This is a genomic window from Pantoea sp. X85 (assembly GCF_029623675.1).
Lineage (GTDB): Bacteria > Pseudomonadota > Gammaproteobacteria > Enterobacterales > Enterobacteriaceae > Pantoea > Pantoea leporis.
The window spans coordinates 3,035,815-3,052,253 of the sequence record NZ_CP121108.1; the positions used below are offsets into that span (position 1 = coordinate 3,035,815).

Genomic DNA, 16,439 nt, shown 5'->3' on the forward strand with positions numbered 1-16,439 from the left:
TTATCGCAGACCCGCTTTAATCAACGCTTGCGCCGTTTTCGTCTGACCGGCTTCGGTCAGTGGCGTCATTGGCAAGCGCAGCGTGTCATCCGCGATTAATCCTAGCTGTTTTGCTGCCCATTTCACCGGGATTGGATTGGGTTCACAGAAAAGCGTCTGGTGCAGGTGCATCAGACGCTGATTCAGGCGACGCGCTTCGGCGAATTTGCCCTGCTGCGCTAAGGCACAGAGTTCAACCATTTCACGCGCTGCAATGTTAGCCGTGACCGAAATTACGCCTTTGCCGCCCAGTTGCATGGAGTCCAGCGCCGTAGCGTCATCGCCGCTGACGATGATGAACTCATCATTAACCAGCTCTTGGATCTGTGAGACACGCGATAAGTTCCCGGTGGCCTCTTTGATTCCGATAATATTTTTAATTTCGGCCAGACGCGCGACGGTTTCCGGCAGCATGTCGCAACCGGTACGCGAAGGAACGTTATACAGCATCTGCGGCAGATCGGTACTTTCCGCAATAGCTTTAAAGTGCTGGAACAGACCTTCCTGCGTCGGACGGTTGTAATAAGGCGTGACCGTTAAACAGCCCACCACACCGCTGCCGGTAAAGCGTTTGGTCAGAGAGATGCCTTCAGCCGTGGCATTTGCGCCGGTGCCGGCGATAACCGGAATACGGCCATCCGCCAGTTCCAGGGTTTGCATAACCACATCACCGTGCTCGTCATGGCTGAGCGTGGCTGATTCGCCGGTGGTGCCAACAGAAACAATCGCCGCGGTGCCGCTGGCAACATGATAATCAATCAGTTTTTTCAAACTTTCGCGGCAGACATTACCTTTTTCATTCATTGGCGTAATGAGCGCAACAATACTTCCGGTGAACATGGGCTATCCCCTCGACAAACAAGTGCCTCATGTTACGTTTTACATTGAAAGAAAAGCAAGCGAGCCACGCCATTCCCGCGCTTGTCAGCAGTTTTTTTTATGTTTACCTTATAGTTATTAGCGAACGTACAGGAAATGCCATTTTGTCGCAGTCACAGCCTCACCATCTGGTGATCACCGCACTGGGCGTTGATCGTCCGGGTATCGTCAATACCATCACCCGTCACGTTAGCAGCTGCGGCTGCAATATCGAGGACAGCCGTTTAGCGATGCTGGGCGATGAGTTCACTTTTATTATGCTGCTGTCCGGTAGCTGGAACGCGATAACCCTGATTGAATCGACGCTGCCGATGAAAGGTGCCGAGCTGGAGTTGCTGATTGTAATGAAGCGCACCAATGCGCGCGCCACGCCACCGATGCCCGCCACCGTGTGGGTGCAGATTGAAGTGCCGGATTCACCGCATATCATTGAGCGCTTCACCGATCTGTTCGATAAACATCAGATGAACATTGCCGAACTGGTGTCCAGAATTAAACCGGCGCAGGATGGCGTGGCACCGACGCTCTATATTCAAATAACGGCGCACAGCCCAGCCAATCAATTCAGTGCGCCCATCGAGCAGGCTTTCAATCAGCTGTGCGAAGAACTGCATGCACAAGGCTCAATTCGTCTTTATAGTGTCACCGACGATGCTAACAGCACCGTTTAATCAGGCTCCGGGTTATTTCGCCACACACTCTGCCGCTGCGGCAAACCGTGTGGTGAAATAACCCTGACGGTAAACACCACCTGGCACTTTTGCTCTTGATGGTGTATTACCCACAGCATGTAAAAAAATGGAGAGTTGTGATGAATCCACTGAAAGCCGGTGATACCGCACCGAAATTTAGTTTGCCCGATCAAGACGGCGAACAAGTAAATTTGGCCGACTTCCAGGGACAGCGCGTTCTGGTCTATTTCTATCCGAAAGCCATGACGCCGGGTTGCACCGTGCAGGCTTGCGGTCTGCGCGACAACATGGATGCGTTGAAAACTGAGGGCGTTGTTGTGCTGGGTATCAGCACCGACAAAGCGGAAAAGCTGTCACGCTTTGCCGATAAAGAGCTGCTGAACTTCACGCTGTTATCGGATGAAGATCATCAGGTGTGCGAGCAGTTTGGCGTCTGGGGCGAGAAAACCTTTATGGGCAAAACCTATGACGGCATTCACCGCATCAGCTTTCTGATTGATGCCAACGGCAAAGTTGAGAAAGTGTTCGACGATTTCAAAACCTCCAATCACCACGACATCGTGCTGGATTATCTGAAGTCAGCCTGAGATAAACGGGTGCGCAGGCCGCACCCGGAGCGTTAATGCGTAATGCTGCTGACCAACGCATCCTGACCGGAGATCATCACGCAGTTACGTCCGGCATTTTTCGCCTGATAAAGCGCGGCATCGGCTTGCTTGAGGCTCTGCTCCTGCGAACCACTTTCCGGCTGCCAGTCGGCGATGCCCACCGACAGCGTGACATTGCCAACCTGATCAATCCAGTTTTCTGCAATGCTGATGCGCACGCGCTCGGCCAGAATGCGAGCGTCTTCCACCGACGTCGCAGGCAGCAACATCAGGAACTCTTCCCCGCCGTTACGGCACACCACATCGGTTTGACGGGCGCTGCTGCGTAAGGTTCGCGCCACATGTTTAATCACCTCATCGCCGACGTCATGACCGAAGGTATCGTTGACCCGTTTGAAGTGATCGATATCCAGCGCCAGCACCGAGAACGGTTGGCGCATGGTGGCGAAGTAGTCGAGCACCGCGCTCAGGCCTCGACGGTTAAGCAGATTGGTCATGGGATCGCTCTGCACTTCCGATTTCAGGCGACCAATCTTATCCTGCACTAAACCAATACCGGTGAGCAGCGCGCGTTTGACCTGCGCCGCTTCGAAATACCAGGCGCGAATGCCGCCAATCTCGTTCGACACGCCCTGGGAATCCATCTGGCTGGCTTTGCGCGCCAGTTGCCACAGCGGCAGCGCAATCAGACGCGCCAGAATCACCGCCACCAGTAAGGTCAGCAGCGCAAATGGCACCGAGTTTTTCAACACTTTCAGCAGCAAGCCGGTGAGCGGCGCCAGCGTCACATCGGTGGGTTTCAACGCCACCACCATCCAGCCGGTGGTGGGCACGATGGCGTAACCGGCCAGCTTAGGCACGTTCTCTTCCGTCAGTTGCACTTCACCGTTGGTTTTCTCCTCGCGCTGGCGATCGCTAACGATGCCCGGTACGCTTTTACCAATCAGCTGGGTATTCTGGTGGTACAGCACCTGATTATTGCGATCCAGCACGTAAACATGCGTGCCATCGCGATAGAACTGCTCGCCGAGCAGCGCGTTGAGGATGCTTTTCTTCTTCAGATAGATGGTGCCGCCAACGTAGCCAAGGTAACGTCCGTCTTTGCTCCAGATCGGCCAGGAGACAAACACAATCAGATTATTGGCGGCGGAGATGCTGGGTTTGCTGACCATCGGCTGACGCTGCGCCAGCGCTTCACGCGAAGCCTGGCTGGTGAGCTGCATGCCTTTCAGCATCAGCGATTCGGGTGAAATGGCTTTCACGATGCCGTTGCTGTCCACCACCGCCACCGAGTTGAAGCTGTTAGTTTGCTCACGCAGGCGATTAACTTCCTGCTGCGCTAAATCGGCATCATCAAAATCATTGCCCAGCTGCGTCGCGCTGTAGTGCAGCTGCGACTGAGCCAGCTGAAAGAAGACCTCCGTCGTCGCCGCCAGTTTAGTGGCGTAAGCGCGATTGGCTTCGAGAGTGCTTTCGATCAGGACCATACGTTGCACGCGCCAGGTGGCGTACAGCGTGTTGGCAAGTGTGATGACGATGCTGGTGATCGCCAACAGCGCGATCAGCGTGCGCAGGTCAGTTTTTGGCCGCAGGCGCGTTAGCATAGCGCACCGACCTTAGTGAATAGATTCATCGATATGTGTGCCTGACAGTCTTGTTATAGTTGGATGCACTTGCCCTGGTGAGCTAACGGGCGATTGTACACCCACAACGCAAATTGAGCACGAAGCATCCTGTCAGCCTCACACAATTCTTTCTCTGCGCTGGCGCTAATCGATCAAACCGTTGGCATCGTAAAACGGCCACGGACCGGGATAATCGCCGATAGCACACAAATGCGTGCTCATGCCCTGCTGCGCATGCCAGCGATGCAGCAGAAAACCGGGCGGCTCCAGCATAAAATTCGCCGGTGCATTTTCCGCGAGATCAAACGCCACCTGATGCGATACACCCGGCGCCACGCACGCCAGCGTACCGGCAAAACGCGCCTGCACCGAGCGGTGCAGATGGCCGCTCAGCACGCGTTCCACCTGTGGATGGCGCTGAATAATCGCCGCCAGCGCCGCCGGATTGCGCAGCGGCTGGTTATCCATATGTTCGATGCCGCAAAGAAACGGCGGATGATGCAGCATCACCAGCGTCGGCAACTGCGGCTGGCGCTGCAACTGCTCATCAAGCCAGCGCAACTGCGCTTCATCCACATAGCCCCACGGCTGCTGTGGCACGCTGGAATCGAGCGCCAGCAGCTGCACGCCTTTCACCTGCATCTGCCAGTTCAGGGTTGCTCCGTGCTGCAGATAGTGATGATTTGGAAACGCCGCACGCAGCGCCTGGCGATCGTCGTGATTACCCGGCATCAGCAGAAACGGCAGCTGCAGCTGACGCAGCGCCTGCTTTAACGTTTGATACTCTGCCGCGGTGCCGAAATCGACCAGATCGCCGGTAATCACCATCATGTCGGGGCGCGGCGCAAGGCGGTTTAGCGTCTCAATCACCCGCAGTAGCGCGGCTTGAGTGTCGACTTTTTTGTAGGATAAACGGCCGTTGGCCTTGATGTGTAAATCGCTGATTTGCGCGATGAGCGTCATTGCTTCAGACACGAATTTTTTCCTTTGGATGTTTAAGCGCGGCGGTCGCCATTTATGGCAATCGGGCCAATTAAGAAAACTGCAGCGCGGCGTCCTGCGCCAGCGTCCAGCTCACCGCTTGTCCGGCATGCCAGGCTTCACGCGCGTGGCGATCCACCTGAATGGGCGTCGCCAGTCCGATGTCGATCATCAACCGCTGCGACGCGCCCAGAAAAGTGCTGGCAACAATAAAACCCTGGCGCGGATAACGCTCATCGCTGGCCAGCAGCACATCTTCCGGGCGGCAAAAGCGCTGCGGATGGCCGCGCGTATCCACATCCACGCAGTTAATCGCGCCCACAAAATCGGCGACAAATTTTGACGCCGGATGCTGATAAATTTTCTGCGGCGTATCGATCTGCACCAAACGTCCCTGCTCCATCACCGCAATACGGTCGCCGAGCGCCATCGCTTCCTGCTGATCGTGCGTCACGTAAACGGCGGTGATCGCCAGCTTCTTCAGTAGCGCGCCGATCTCCAGACGCAGACGATCGCGCAGGCGCGCATCCAGCGCCGCCAGCGGCTCATCAAACAGCAGCACTTTGGGCCGCGCGGCTAACGCGCGCGCCAGCGCCACACGCTGCTTCTGGCCGCCGGAGAGTTTGTCGATGCTACGCTGCGCCAGCGCGGTGAGATCCACCAGCGCCAGCATCTCCTGTACGCGCGCTTCCCGTTCGGCACGCGCCACGCCCTGCACTTTCAGGCCGTACGCTACGTTCCCGGCCACATTGAGATTCGGGAACAGCGCGTAGTTCTGGAACACCATGCCGACGTTGCGTTTTTCAATCGGTAAAGCGGTAACGTTGCGATCGTCAAACCACACTTCGCCGCCGACATCGCAGCTCTCCAGCCCGCTGATAATGCGCAGCGTGGTGGTTTTGCCGCAGCCGGACGGCCCCAGCAGCACCAGCGTTTCGCCGGCATGCACTGTGAGATCGAGCGGTTGCAGCGCCTGATGATGATTAAAATGACGTGCGCAGCCGCGCAGCGTCACGGTAACGGCCGCAGGGTTCATGCTGCCTCCTTGTGTTGGCGCGAAACCGCGCGGTTAAGCCAGTGATTCACGGCATTGAGCATCAGCAGCAGCGGCAGAATCATCAGAATGAAAATCAGCGTGTAGGCGGAACCCACTTCCAGCCGCATTGAGGCATAGCTGTCGGCAAGGCCGACCGGCAAGGTTTTGGTCAGCGGCGTGTGCAGCATCCATGTAATGTTGAATTCCCCCACCGACAGCGTGATCACCATAAACGCGCCAGCAAGAATGCCGTTGCGGCAGTTCGGCACCACCACAGTAAAGAAGCGCTGCCACAAGCTGGCGCCGAGGCTGGCCGATGCTTCTTCCAGGCGCGGCATATCCACCGCCTGCATCACCGCCAGCACCGGCCGCATCATAAACGGCAAGGTAAACAGCACGTGACCAATCAAGATGAACAGCCAGCTATCACGCAGGCCGGAAAACTGGCCGTAGAGCAGAATGATGCCGAGCGCGGTCGCCAGACCGGGCAGCGCCACCGGCAGCATCAAGCACTCTTCAATACGCGCCGCCCAGCGACCCGGCGCTTTCAGCAATCCCCACGCGGCGGGAACGCCAATCATCAAGGTAACCAGCAGGCAGAACAGCGCGATCAGCAGCGACAGCCAGAAAGTATCGGCGTACATCTGCCACACTTGCTCCACCCACTTCAGCGTGAAGCCGCTGCGCAGGCCGATGAAATAGTTATTGGTGACGCCCGCCAGCATTGACAGCACCACCGGCACGATCATAAACAGCGCGGTGATGGCGGTGATCAGCAGTTGCAGGCTAAACAGTCCACGACGTTTCATGATTGCGCCTCCTTAGCCTGCGCCAGACGGCGCGCCAGCATCAGTGCCAGCCAGGCGAATCCACCCATCAACACTGACAGCGCGGCGGCGGTGGCGAAGTTGGCGTAATTGGTGAACTCGCCGTAAATGGTCAGTGGTAGCACCGCCAAATCGGTGCCGAGCGTAAAGGCGGTGCCAAAAGCGCCCATGCTGGTAGCGAAGCACAGTGCGCCGGTGGAGAGCAGCGCCGGTTGCAGGCCGGGCACAATCACATCCCAGGTGATGCGCCACTGGCTGGCGCCGAGCGAACGTGCTGCTTCTTCCAGCGAGCGATCGAGTTTTTCACTGGCTGCTACCAGCGTGACGATGGCGCGCGGCAGCGAGAAATAGAGGTAACCGATAAACAGACCCGCCAGCGAATAGGCCAGCGTCCAGCGTTCATGCACCAAACTCATGCTGATTTGCGCCAGCAATCCCTGACGTCCAGCCAGCATCACCACCAGAAAACCCACCACCACGCCGGGAAACGCCAGCGGAAAGGTCAGCAACGCCAGCAAGGTGCCGCGCCCGGCAAAGCGCTGGCGTGCCAGAAAGCAGCCGACGATAGCGGCGATGAGTAACGTCACCAGCGTGACCGCCAGCGACAGCAGCACAGTGTTCAGCAGGCTCAGCAGATAGTGCGGCTGCGTGATCACCGTCCAGTAACCGCTGTGCTGGGTGCTGCGATCGTCCTGCATGCCGATTTGCAGCAGGCGGGCAAACGGCAGCAGCCAGAAAGCGCAGAAGAACAGCAGCGCGGGCAGCGTCAGCCACAACCAGCGGCTGCCCGGTTGCGTAGGTATCTGGCGGCGCGAGGCCGCCAGCGTGTCAGCCATCGACATTAACGCATCTCGCTCAGGTATGTCGCCGAGAAGGCCTTCTGCGCATCGGCCATCTGCTGATAGTTCACGGTTTGCGCACGCGCATAATCGCTGTCTGGCAGGAAGAATTTCTTCGCGTCAGCGGACATCGCCGAGGTGCGTACCGGACGCAGGAAGGCATTGGCCCAAATCGCCTGACCTTTATCCGACAACACGTAGTCGATCACTTTCTTGCCGTTGTCTGCGTGCGGCGCGTTCTTCACCAGGCTGATGACGTACGGCACCGTAACCGTGCCCTCTTTCGGGATCACAAAGGCGACATTGGCGTGATCTTTATATTTCGCACGGTAGGCGTTGAAGTCGTAGTCGAGCAGGATCGGAATCTCACCGGAGATCAGGCGCGCGTAGGCGGTCTGCTTCGGTACGATCGGCTGGTTAGCCTGGAGTTTTTTGAACCATGTCAGCGCGGGTGTAAAGTCCTGCATGTTGCCGCCCTTCGCCTGGTTGACCGCCACGGCCGCCACGTAACCGACAAAGGCGCTAGCCGGATCGAGGTAGCCAATCATGCCTTTGTATTCAGGCTTCAGCAGATCGTCCCAGGATTGCGGCACCGGCGCGCCGCCCAGCGCATCAAGGTTAACCATAAAGCCCATGGTGCCGGAGTGCAGCGCCACCCATTTGCCGTCGGGATCTTTCATTCCCGCTGGGATCTCGTCCCAATGCGCGGGTTTATAGGCGCTGATGACACCGGCGCTATCCGCCTGGATGCCAAAACTGACGCCGTAATACACCACATCTGCCACCGGATTACCCTGCTCCGCCACCAGCTGCGCCAGCGCCTGGCCGGAGTTTTTATTGTCCTGCGGCACCTGAATGCCAGTGTCTTTAGCAATGGCGTTAAGCTGGGTTCCCCAGTCCGCCCATTCGGGAGGACAGTTGTAGCAAATCGCCGTATCGGCGGCCTGCGCCAGCGAACTGAACAGCGAACCGGCGGTCAGTGCGAGCGCCCCGGCAATCATTGTGACTTTTTTCATGATGGTTCCCTGATAGTGGCAATGGAAGAAAAAGAGGTTGCTGGCGCGGCGATACTGGCCCCGAGCCTTAATCGATGTGGCAGCACGCGCGTGCCGTGGCTGGCTTGTTGTAACAGCATGTCGATCGCCCCGGCGCCGAGCATGTCAGCTGGCTGACTTACGCTCGCCAGCGACGGCGCGATGTGCTCGCCGATATCGATGCCATCAAAACCCATCACCGACAGCTGCTGCGGAATGCGCACTCCGGCGCGCGCCGCAGCACCAATCAGGCTGATGGCGAGCAGATCGTTGGTGCAGATCACCGCGCTGAGCGGCGTGTCGCCACTCAGTTGCGGCTGCAGCAGCGCGAAATCAGATTGGGTATGGCTGGGCATTTCGAGTACCGGCAGCGCGCGCAATCCGGCCTGCTGCATGGCATCGCAATAGCCCTGATAGCGCAGACGGGCGCGATCCGATTGCAGCATGGGACCGGCCACCATACCGATGTGGCGATGGCCGAGCTGCAGCAGGTGTTCGGTGGCTTGCTGCATCGCCTGGCGGTTATCGACGCAAATTGCGGGCCAGTGCGTGGCCTGCGGCACGTTATGCGTCAGAACAAACGGCATGCTGGCTTGATGCAGCGTATGCAGGATGGCGCTGTTGTCGGCGTCGGCGACGGTAAGAACCAAACCGGCAACGCGCTGGTTCAGCATGTGCTCCACCATCGCCGCTTCCCGCTCGGGCTGATAATCGCTGGTTGCCACCAGCAGACCGTAACCGGCGGCACGCGCCTGACGCTCCATCGCTTGCAGTTGACGGGCGAAAATCGGATTCAGCAGCGACGGCAGCAGCACGCCGAAGGTGGTTGAACTTTGGGTACGCAGTTGGCGAGCAATGTGATTGGGGCGAAAGCCGAGCTGCTCAGAGGCGCTCAACACCTTTTCCAGCGTGTCAGCTCGCAGCAGATGCGGATCAGAGAATGCGCGGGCGGCGGTAGCGCGAGAAACGCCAGCCAGTTTGGCCACGCTGATTAAATCGGACATGTTCGCCTCGTAAAGTGCCAATGAGATCGATCTCATTGGCGCTTAAAGTAGCGGCGAACTGTGACAGCAACATCGCGGATAAATGACAGCGGGATGACAGCAGCGCGAACTGCTGTCAGGCAGAAATCAGAGCATCAGGAAGGCGTAACCTTCGTTCTGCAGCGACGCCACGGTGGTGCCGCTCGACAGCGTGTGAGTGACGCGCGTGTCGATCCAGTTGCGCTCCAGCTGATGGAAAGCCACCGACTGATCGCAAATGGTCACCTTCACGCCGGCTTTTTTCAGCTCATCAATCAGCTTGAGATTGGGGTTATCGGTGCCGTAGGTTTTGCGGAATTGCTCATTATTCAATGCCGCAGGAACCGCATCGCTGTTAATCGACACCACAAATTTCAGCTGATCGAGCGGCACGCCCGCCGCGTAATAGAGATTGGTGACGCGTGCCACGCGCTCCAGCCCAAGGTTCGGCTGACGCACATCGCCTTCATTACGGTTGATCTGGAAGACGATTTTATTGCTCAACCCTGGCGTGGTGGCCGGATTGTAGTCCGGCACATTCACAAAGTGGATTTTGCCGTAACCTTCGATCGCCGGCGTGCTCCAGAAATCCGCCGGTTCACTTTTCTTGTCAGCAAATTTGTCGCTAACCTTGTCGACCAAATCGGGGAGCTGTAATACATTGCCGCCGACAAACCCTGCCAGAGCCGCAATAACGATATAGGATGCTGGACGCATTTCACTTCTCCTGTGCCTGAAATTTACATCTGTAAGAGTGCATAACCTTGATTTTCCAGCGTCGACACGGTGGTCGGGCTGGAGAGTGCATGAATCACCGATGGGTCAATCCACGCTCTCGGGAAGTGATGGAACGCCACCGACTGATCGCATACGGAAACCTTCACGCCCAACTTATTCAGTGCGCCGATCAGCGCCAGATTGGGGTTGTCCGCCTGGTAGAACTGCTGGAAATGCGCGTTATCCAGCATCGCTGGCGTGGCATCACCGGTGACCGATACCACAAAGTGCAGGTCGTCAGCGGGCACGCCCGAAGCGATATAGAGATTGACCACGCGCGCTACGCGCTCCAGTCCAAGATTTGGGCGCGTCATCTCCCCTTCACTGCGGGTAATTTGAAACACCACTTTGTTGCTTAAACCGACCACCGGTTTGAAAGCCGCATCCGGTTCGTAATGGATTTTGCCGTAGCCGTCGACGGCGGGCGTGCTCCAGAAGCCGTCGGGATCGGTGGGTGCAGAGGAGAAATGGCTGACAACACGCTGATACAGGTCATCACCTTTACTCACGGTGGCGCCAACAAAGCCACCGACAATTGCGATAAGGGCGTATGAAACTACAGAACGCATAAAAACTCTCCGGCTTACACTGCGCGTCAATTCACAGTCCGTTTGAATAAAGTGCCTTATCTATACCACAGCGTGAGCAAGGCAAAAGTCCTGTAGTGACGGGCTGTCCGGCGTTTTCATTGCGTGAAAAATAATTAGCAAGGTTAATTGAAAAAGGGTTTCGATTGTCGCTTTGGCAGAAGTTGAGAAATGCGTGGCCGTGAAATTGTGATCCTAATACAGAGGGAGTAAGTTTACGTGCGTTTAAAATCCGTCCGATGATAACTGTGTAGCATGCTCTGCGTGTCGTCTTCACGATTAAAAACACTGATGGATAAAGCGGGCCAACACCGCTGATTTACCGCCGCTTTTCAGAGTAAACCTGGAAAAGTTCATGCCAAATTCAATAATTTTGAGCAACTTTACGTAACTTTAACTTCTGCGGATAAAGAAGCCTGTTTAAATCGCGGCGTGCTATTCAATTTTTTGCTGCAATTTCGTCATGCTGTAACCCTTTTTTCATTTAAAGCTCATGAATCTTCATCGTTTGCTTGTCGCCGCAGTCTGGTTAAGATAGAGCGCGTTCCGCAAAGGGAAAAATAGTGCAGAACATTTGAACCACTTACCTGTCCAATTTCGGGTGACTTTTACAGGATCAAGGCATGTTTAACCGGTTGAAAAAATCAGTGCTGGCGGCCCTTATTCCTACGCTGCTGCTGACGCCTGCGCTGAGTGCGCGCGCTGACGTGAGTGATACGCTGCCCGACATGGGCACCACAGCAGGTTCAACGCTTTCGATTAATCAGGAACTGCAGATGGGCGATTTCTACGTGCGCCAGCTGCGCGCCAGTGCGCCTCTGATCAACGACCCGCTGTTGAATCAATACATTAACGAGCTTGGTCAGCGACTGGTGGCGCATGCCAACTCGGTGCGGACGCCGTTCCACTTCTTTTTGATCCAGAACGACGAACTCAACGCCTTCGCCTTCTTTGGCGGCAACGTGGTGCTGCATTCATCGCTGTTCCGCTATACCGATAACGAAAGCCAGCTGGCGTCGGTGATGGCGCACGAAATCTCGCACGTCACGCAGCGCCATCTGGCACGCGCCATGGAAGAGCAGCGACGCACTGCGCCGTTGACCTGGGTCGGCGCATTGGGATCGATTCTGCTGGCAATGGCCAGCCCGCAAGCCGGCATGGCGGCGTTGACCGGTACGCTGGCGGGTGCGCAGCAAGGCATTATCAGCTTTACCCAGGGCAACGAGCAGGAAGCCGACCGCATCGGTATTCAGGTGCTGCAACGCGCCGGATTCGATCCGCAAGCGATGCCGACTTTCTTGCAGAAGCTGGCGGATCAGAGCCGCTTCTCCTCCAAGCCGCCGGAAATTTTGCTGACGCACCCGTTACCCGACAGCCGACTTGCCGATGCGCGTAACCGCACCAACCAGATGCGTCCGGTGGTGGTGCAATCGTCGCAGGATTTCTACATGGCGAAAGTGCGCTCGCTCGGCATGTACGCCACTGGCCGCAATCAGCTAACTGATGACCTGCTGAACGAATACGCCAAAGGCAACGTGCGCGAGCAGCAGGCGGCACAGTACGGCAAAGCGATACAGTTCCTGCAGGCCAAAAGCTTTGATAGCGCCAAACGGGTGATCGCCCCGCTGCTGGCGAAGCAGCCGGATAACGTCTGGTTCCTTGATATCATGACCGACATCGACATCGGCCTGAATCAGCCGCAGCAGGCGATCGCCATGCTCAGCAGCGCCAAAGGCAGCAACAGCAATCCGGTGTTGCAGTTGAATCTGGCTAATGCCTATGTTGAAGCGAAGCAGCCCGCCAACGCCAGCCGCATCCTCAATCGCTACACCTTTGCCCATCCAGACGATGTTAACGCCTTTGATCTGCTGGCGCAGGCCTCTGCGGCGCAGGGTTTGCGCGATGAAGAACTTTCGGCGCGCGCGGAAGGTTTGGCGCTCAACGGCCAGCTCGATCAGGCGATCTCCACCTTGAGCAGCGCCAGCGCGCAGGTGCCGCTCGGCAGCCTGAAACAAGCGCGCTATGACGCACGTATCGACCAGTTCCGTGAACTGCAGAAGCGTTTTAAGGTTTATCAAAAAGGATAAGAAGATGGTCAGCATTTATCACAACCCGCGCTGCAGCAAGAGCCGCGAAACGCTGGTGCTGTTGCAGGAGCGAGGTATCGAGCCCGATGTGGTGCTTTATCTTGAGACGCCGCCCGATGTCCCCACGCTAAAACGTCTGTTGAAACAGCTCGGCATGCACAGCGCGCGCGAACTGATGCGGCGTAAAGAGGACTTGTATCAAGAGTTGGCTTTAGCGGATAGCGCGTTAAGCGAGTCTCATCTGCTGCAAGCGATGGTGGATCATCCGAAACTGATCGAACGCCCGATTGTGATCAAGGGCGAACAGGCGCGTATTGGTCGTCCACCCGAAGCGGTGCTGGAGATTATCTAAAGCTCCAGCGCTTCTTTAACAAAAGGAATGGTGAGTTTGCGCTGGGCGCTGATGGAGGCGCGATCGAGACGATCCAGCGTATCAAACAGCGTGCGCATCTCACGGTCGAGGCGTTTCAACAGGAAGCGCCCGACATCTTCCGGCAACTCAAAACCACGCAATCCGGCACGCAGCTGCATCGCCTGTAATTTGTCGTCATCAGAAAGCGGCTGCAAACGGTAAATCTGTCCCCAGTCGAGACGTGAAGCCAGATCCGGTAAGCCGAGATTGAGCTGGCGCGGCGGTCGATCGCCGGTAATCAGCAAACGCGTTTTACCGATTTCCAGAATACGATTGTAGAGATCAAAGATCGCCATTTCCCACTCCGGATCGCCCGCGATGCACTCGATATTATCGATGCACACCAGCGCCAGATTCTCCATGCCTTCCAGGACTTCCGGCACAAACCAGGTGCGCTTATCCAGCGGCACATAGCCCACCGCTTCGCCGCGCGCCGAGAGTTCCGCACAGGCGGCATGCAGCAGATGACTGCGGCCACCGCCTTCGCGCGACCAGAAATAGAGATAGCTACCGTGTTGCTGAGAGAGTGCGCCTTGCAGCGCCGCCAGCAGAGACGTGTTTTCCCCCGGCCAGAAACTGGCGAAGGTTTCATCATCGGGTAAATAGAGTGGCAATGAGAGCTGTGCCGGCGTGTTCAGAAGTACCTCAACGGATGAGCGGGCAGAAAACCGCGCAAGTTTATCACGATCTTTGCCGGAGATGAACCGGGCTTCCCTGCCCGGCTTGCAGCCTTAACTTTCGCGCTTCTCTTCAGCGTCCAGCACCACCTCTTCCGGGCGCAACACGCTGATTAAACGGAAGATCAGCGCCAGACCCACGCCTACAATAGTCGCCAACGCCATGCCTTTCAGCTCGGCCGCGCCGATATGCACTTTGGCACCGCTCACGCCGATGATCAGGATCACCGAGGTCAGGATCAGGTTCTGCGCTTTGTTGTAATCCACTTTAGACTCGATCAGCACACGAATACCGGACGCGCCAATCACACCGTATAGCAACAGCGATACGCCGCCCATCACCGGCACAGGAACCGCCTGAATCGCCGCCGCCAGCTTGCCGACGCACGAGAGCAGAATGGCAAAGATCGCCGCGCCGCCAATTACCCAGGTGCTGTACACGCGGGTAATCGCCATTACACCGATGTTCTCGCCGTAAGTGGTGTTCGGCGTGGAGCCGAAGAAACCGGAGATCATGGTGGATAAACCGTTAGCGAACATCGAGCGGTGCAGACCCGGATCGCGGATCAGATCTTTCTTCACGATATTCGCGGTGACCACCAAGTGACCCACGTGCTCGGCAATCACCACCAGTGCGGCTGGCAGAATGGTCAGCATCGCCACCCATTCAAAACGCGGCGTGTAGAAGGTTGGCAGCGCAAACCAAGGCGCATTTTCCACCGCGGTCCAGTCCACAATGCCCATCGCGTAAGAGAGCGCATAGCCGACCAACACGCCGACTAAAATCGGGATGATGGCGAGGAAACCACGGAACAGCACCGAACCAAACACGGTCACCGCCAGCGTCACCATCGAGATGATCACGGTTTTGCTGTCTGGCGATGTGCCGTCAGCAGGCAGCAGGCCGGCCATATTCGCCGCCACGCCCGCCAGTTCCAGACCGATAACCGCGACAATCGCGCCCATCGCTGCCGGTGGGAACATCACGTCCAGCCAGCCGGTACCGGCTTTCTTGACGATCAGCGCCACCATACAGAACAGCAAACCGCAGAGAATAAAGCCGCCCAGCGCCACTTCATAACCCAGCGGCAATAGCAGCAGCACAGGCGAAATAAAGGCAAAGCTCGATCCGAGATAAGCGGGGATTTTGCCTTTACAAATAAACAGATAGAGCAGCGTTCCGACACCGTTAAACAGCAACACCGTGGCCGGGTTGATGTGGAACAGAATCGGCACCAGCACGGTTGCGCCGAACATGGCGAACAGATGCTGTAAGCTGAGTGGAATGGTTTGCAACAGTGGCGGACGTTCGCCCACACCAATAGCACGACGAGTCATTATTATCCCCTATCCTCTTCGTTCTTCGAGCCATGGCTGCGTTGGCTGCTCTCGTTCACCCGAATCACTTACTTAAGTAAGCTCATCGGGATGAACTCGTTTGCCGCCTTGCCCTGGCTCGAATAACTCGAGGATGACAATGTTGTGTTTTTGCCAAAAAAAAGCCGACTCTCTGGCCGGCTGGTTTCTTTTATTTGGTTCCGAAAATCTTGTCCCCGGCATCGCCGAGTCCAGGAATGATGTAGCCCTTCTCGTTCAATCCCTGATCGATAGATGCGGTGTAGAGCTCCACATCCGGATGCGCTTTCTCCAGCGCGGCAATACCTTCAGGTGCGGCCACCAGCACCAGCACTTTAATGCTGGTACAACCGGCTTTTTTCAGCAGATCGATGGTGGCGATCATCGAACCGCCGGTTGCCAGCATCGGGTCGACCACCAGCGCCAGGCGCTCTTCGATGTTCGAAACCAGCTTCTGGAAATAAGGAACCGGCTCCAGCGTCTCTTCATCACGATACACGCCCACCACGCTGATGCGCGCGCTGGGAACGTGCTCAAGCACGCCTTCCATCATGCCAAGACCCGCACGCAGAATCGGAACCACGGTGATTTTTTTACCTTTGATCTGATCGATTTCAACCGGACCATTCCAGCCTTCGATGGTGACGCGCTCGGTTTCCAGATCGGCGGTGGCTTCATAGGTCAGCAAGCTGCCCACTTCCGAGGCCAGCTCGCGGAAACGCTTGGTGCTGATATCATGCTCACGCATCAGGCCCAGTTTATGTTTGACCAGCGGGTGTTTGACTTCCACGATCTTCATGATTGTTCTCCCGGAATTGAGTTGAGCTAAAAAAAATCGCCGGATTATACCGCCTTTTCGCTGCTGCGCCACTTGTCATCGGTCAATAGCCTGCGTCATCTAAGGATTGGCGAAAATCTGAGGCGATGCAAAGGCAGCATGAGATGGGACTCGCAAACGTTT

17 protein-coding genes are annotated in these 16,439 nt (G+C 56.8%); 4 read left to right on the top strand and 13 right to left on the bottom strand.

Annotated elements, in window-relative coordinates:
- Window positions 1–879 (bottom strand): 4-hydroxy-tetrahydrodipicolinate synthase, encoded by an 879-nt coding sequence (gene dapA, locus P6287_RS14185; protein ID WP_101763525.1) that lies wholly within the window; start codon window positions 877–879, stop codon window positions 1–3.
- 143 nt (window positions 880–1,022) lie between these two features.
- Between dapA and P6287_RS14190 the strand changes: the two genes are divergently transcribed.
- Complete coding sequence (locus P6287_RS14190) at window positions 1,023–1,589, top strand: glycine cleavage system transcriptional repressor (protein ID WP_101763524.1); 567 nt, start codon at window positions 1,023–1,025, stop codon at window positions 1,587–1,589.
- 140 nt (window positions 1,590–1,729) lie between these two features.
- Window positions 1,730–2,197, top strand: a complete 468-nt coding sequence (gene bcp, locus P6287_RS14195; protein WP_277973951.1) for a thioredoxin-dependent thiol peroxidase — start codon at window positions 1,730–1,732, stop codon at window positions 2,195–2,197.
- 32 nt (window positions 2,198–2,229) lie between these two features.
- Here bcp and P6287_RS14200 read toward each other — a convergent pair whose 3' ends face one another.
- The 9 genes from P6287_RS14200 to P6287_RS14240 all read right to left on the bottom strand — a co-directional run bounded on the left by P6287_RS14200 (window position 2,230) and on the right by P6287_RS14240 (window position 10,928).
- On the bottom strand, window positions 2,230–3,822 hold the full coding sequence (locus tag P6287_RS14200; protein ID WP_101763522.1) for a sensor domain-containing diguanylate cyclase: 1,593 nt from the start codon (window positions 3,820–3,822) through the stop codon (window positions 2,230–2,232).
- Between the two features lie 165 nt (window positions 3,823–3,987).
- Window positions 3,988–4,818, bottom strand: a complete 831-nt coding sequence (locus P6287_RS14205; protein WP_277973952.1) for a phosphodiesterase — start codon at window positions 4,816–4,818, stop codon at window positions 3,988–3,990.
- Between the two features lie 58 nt (window positions 4,819–4,876).
- A complete protein-coding gene (locus P6287_RS14210; RefSeq protein ID WP_110866491.1) occupies window positions 4,877–5,860 on the bottom strand; it encodes an ABC transporter ATP-binding protein in 984 nt (327 codons plus the stop codon).
- Window positions 5,857–6,669 carry an ABC transporter permease gene (locus P6287_RS14215; RefSeq protein ID WP_192411403.1) on the bottom strand — a complete coding sequence of 271 codons (813 nt, stop codon included), beginning with the start codon at window positions 6,667–6,669 and terminating at the stop codon, window positions 5,857–5,859. Before P6287_RS14215 ends, P6287_RS14210 begins: the two co-directional genes overlap by 4 nt.
- Window positions 6,666–7,529, bottom strand: coding sequence for an ABC transporter permease (locus P6287_RS14220; protein ID WP_192411402.1), 864 nt, complete (start codon window positions 7,527–7,529; stop codon window positions 6,666–6,668). The genes P6287_RS14215 and P6287_RS14220 overlap by 4 nt, the downstream gene beginning before the upstream one ends.
- A complete protein-coding gene (locus P6287_RS14225; RefSeq protein ID WP_192411401.1) occupies window positions 7,529–8,542 on the bottom strand; it encodes an ABC transporter substrate-binding protein in 1,014 nt (337 codons plus the stop codon). The genes P6287_RS14220 and P6287_RS14225 overlap by 1 nt, the downstream gene beginning before the upstream one ends.
- A complete protein-coding gene (locus P6287_RS14230; RefSeq protein WP_110866487.1) occupies window positions 8,539–9,564 on the bottom strand; it encodes a substrate-binding domain-containing protein in 1,026 nt (341 codons plus the stop codon). Before P6287_RS14230 ends, P6287_RS14225 begins: the two co-directional genes overlap by 4 nt.
- A gap of 126 nt (window positions 9,565–9,690) precedes the next feature.
- Window positions 9,691–10,299, bottom strand: a complete 609-nt coding sequence (locus tag P6287_RS14235; RefSeq protein WP_101763515.1) for a DsrE family protein — start codon at window positions 10,297–10,299, stop codon at window positions 9,691–9,693.
- A 23-nt stretch (window positions 10,300–10,322) separates the two neighbouring features.
- Window positions 10,323–10,928 carry a DsrE family protein gene (locus P6287_RS14240; RefSeq protein WP_192411400.1) on the bottom strand — a complete coding sequence of 202 codons (606 nt, stop codon included), beginning with the start codon at window positions 10,926–10,928 and terminating at the stop codon, window positions 10,323–10,325.
- A gap of 641 nt (window positions 10,929–11,569) precedes the next feature.
- On the opposite strand from P6287_RS14240, the gene P6287_RS14245 reads away from it, so the two are divergent.
- Window positions 11,570–13,033, top strand: a complete 1,464-nt coding sequence (locus tag P6287_RS14245; protein ID WP_277973953.1) for a M48 family metallopeptidase — start codon at window positions 11,570–11,572, stop codon at window positions 13,031–13,033.
- A gap of 4 nt (window positions 13,034–13,037) precedes the next feature.
- On the top strand, window positions 13,038–13,385 hold the full coding sequence (gene arsC, locus P6287_RS14250) for an arsenate reductase (glutaredoxin) (RefSeq protein ID WP_277973954.1): 348 nt from the start codon (window positions 13,038–13,040) through the stop codon (window positions 13,383–13,385).
- Here the strand turns inward: arsC and hda are convergent.
- The 3 genes from hda to upp form a co-directional block, all read right to left on the bottom strand.
- The gene (gene hda, locus P6287_RS14255) at window positions 13,382–14,083 is read right to left on the bottom strand and encodes a DnaA inactivator Hda (protein ID WP_036649513.1); all 702 of its coding nucleotides are present in this window, start codon (window positions 14,081–14,083) and stop codon (window positions 13,382–13,384) included. The genes arsC and hda overlap by 4 nt on opposite strands.
- Before the next feature lie 93 nt (window positions 14,084–14,176).
- Complete coding sequence (gene uraA, locus P6287_RS14260; RefSeq protein ID WP_192233027.1) at window positions 14,177–15,460, bottom strand: uracil permease; 1,284 nt, start codon at window positions 15,458–15,460, stop codon at window positions 14,177–14,179.
- 190 nt (window positions 15,461–15,650) lie between these two features.
- A complete protein-coding gene (gene upp, locus P6287_RS14265; RefSeq protein WP_008108331.1) occupies window positions 15,651–16,277 on the bottom strand; it encodes a uracil phosphoribosyltransferase in 627 nt (208 codons plus the stop codon).
- Window positions 16,278–16,439 lie beyond the last annotated feature (162 nt).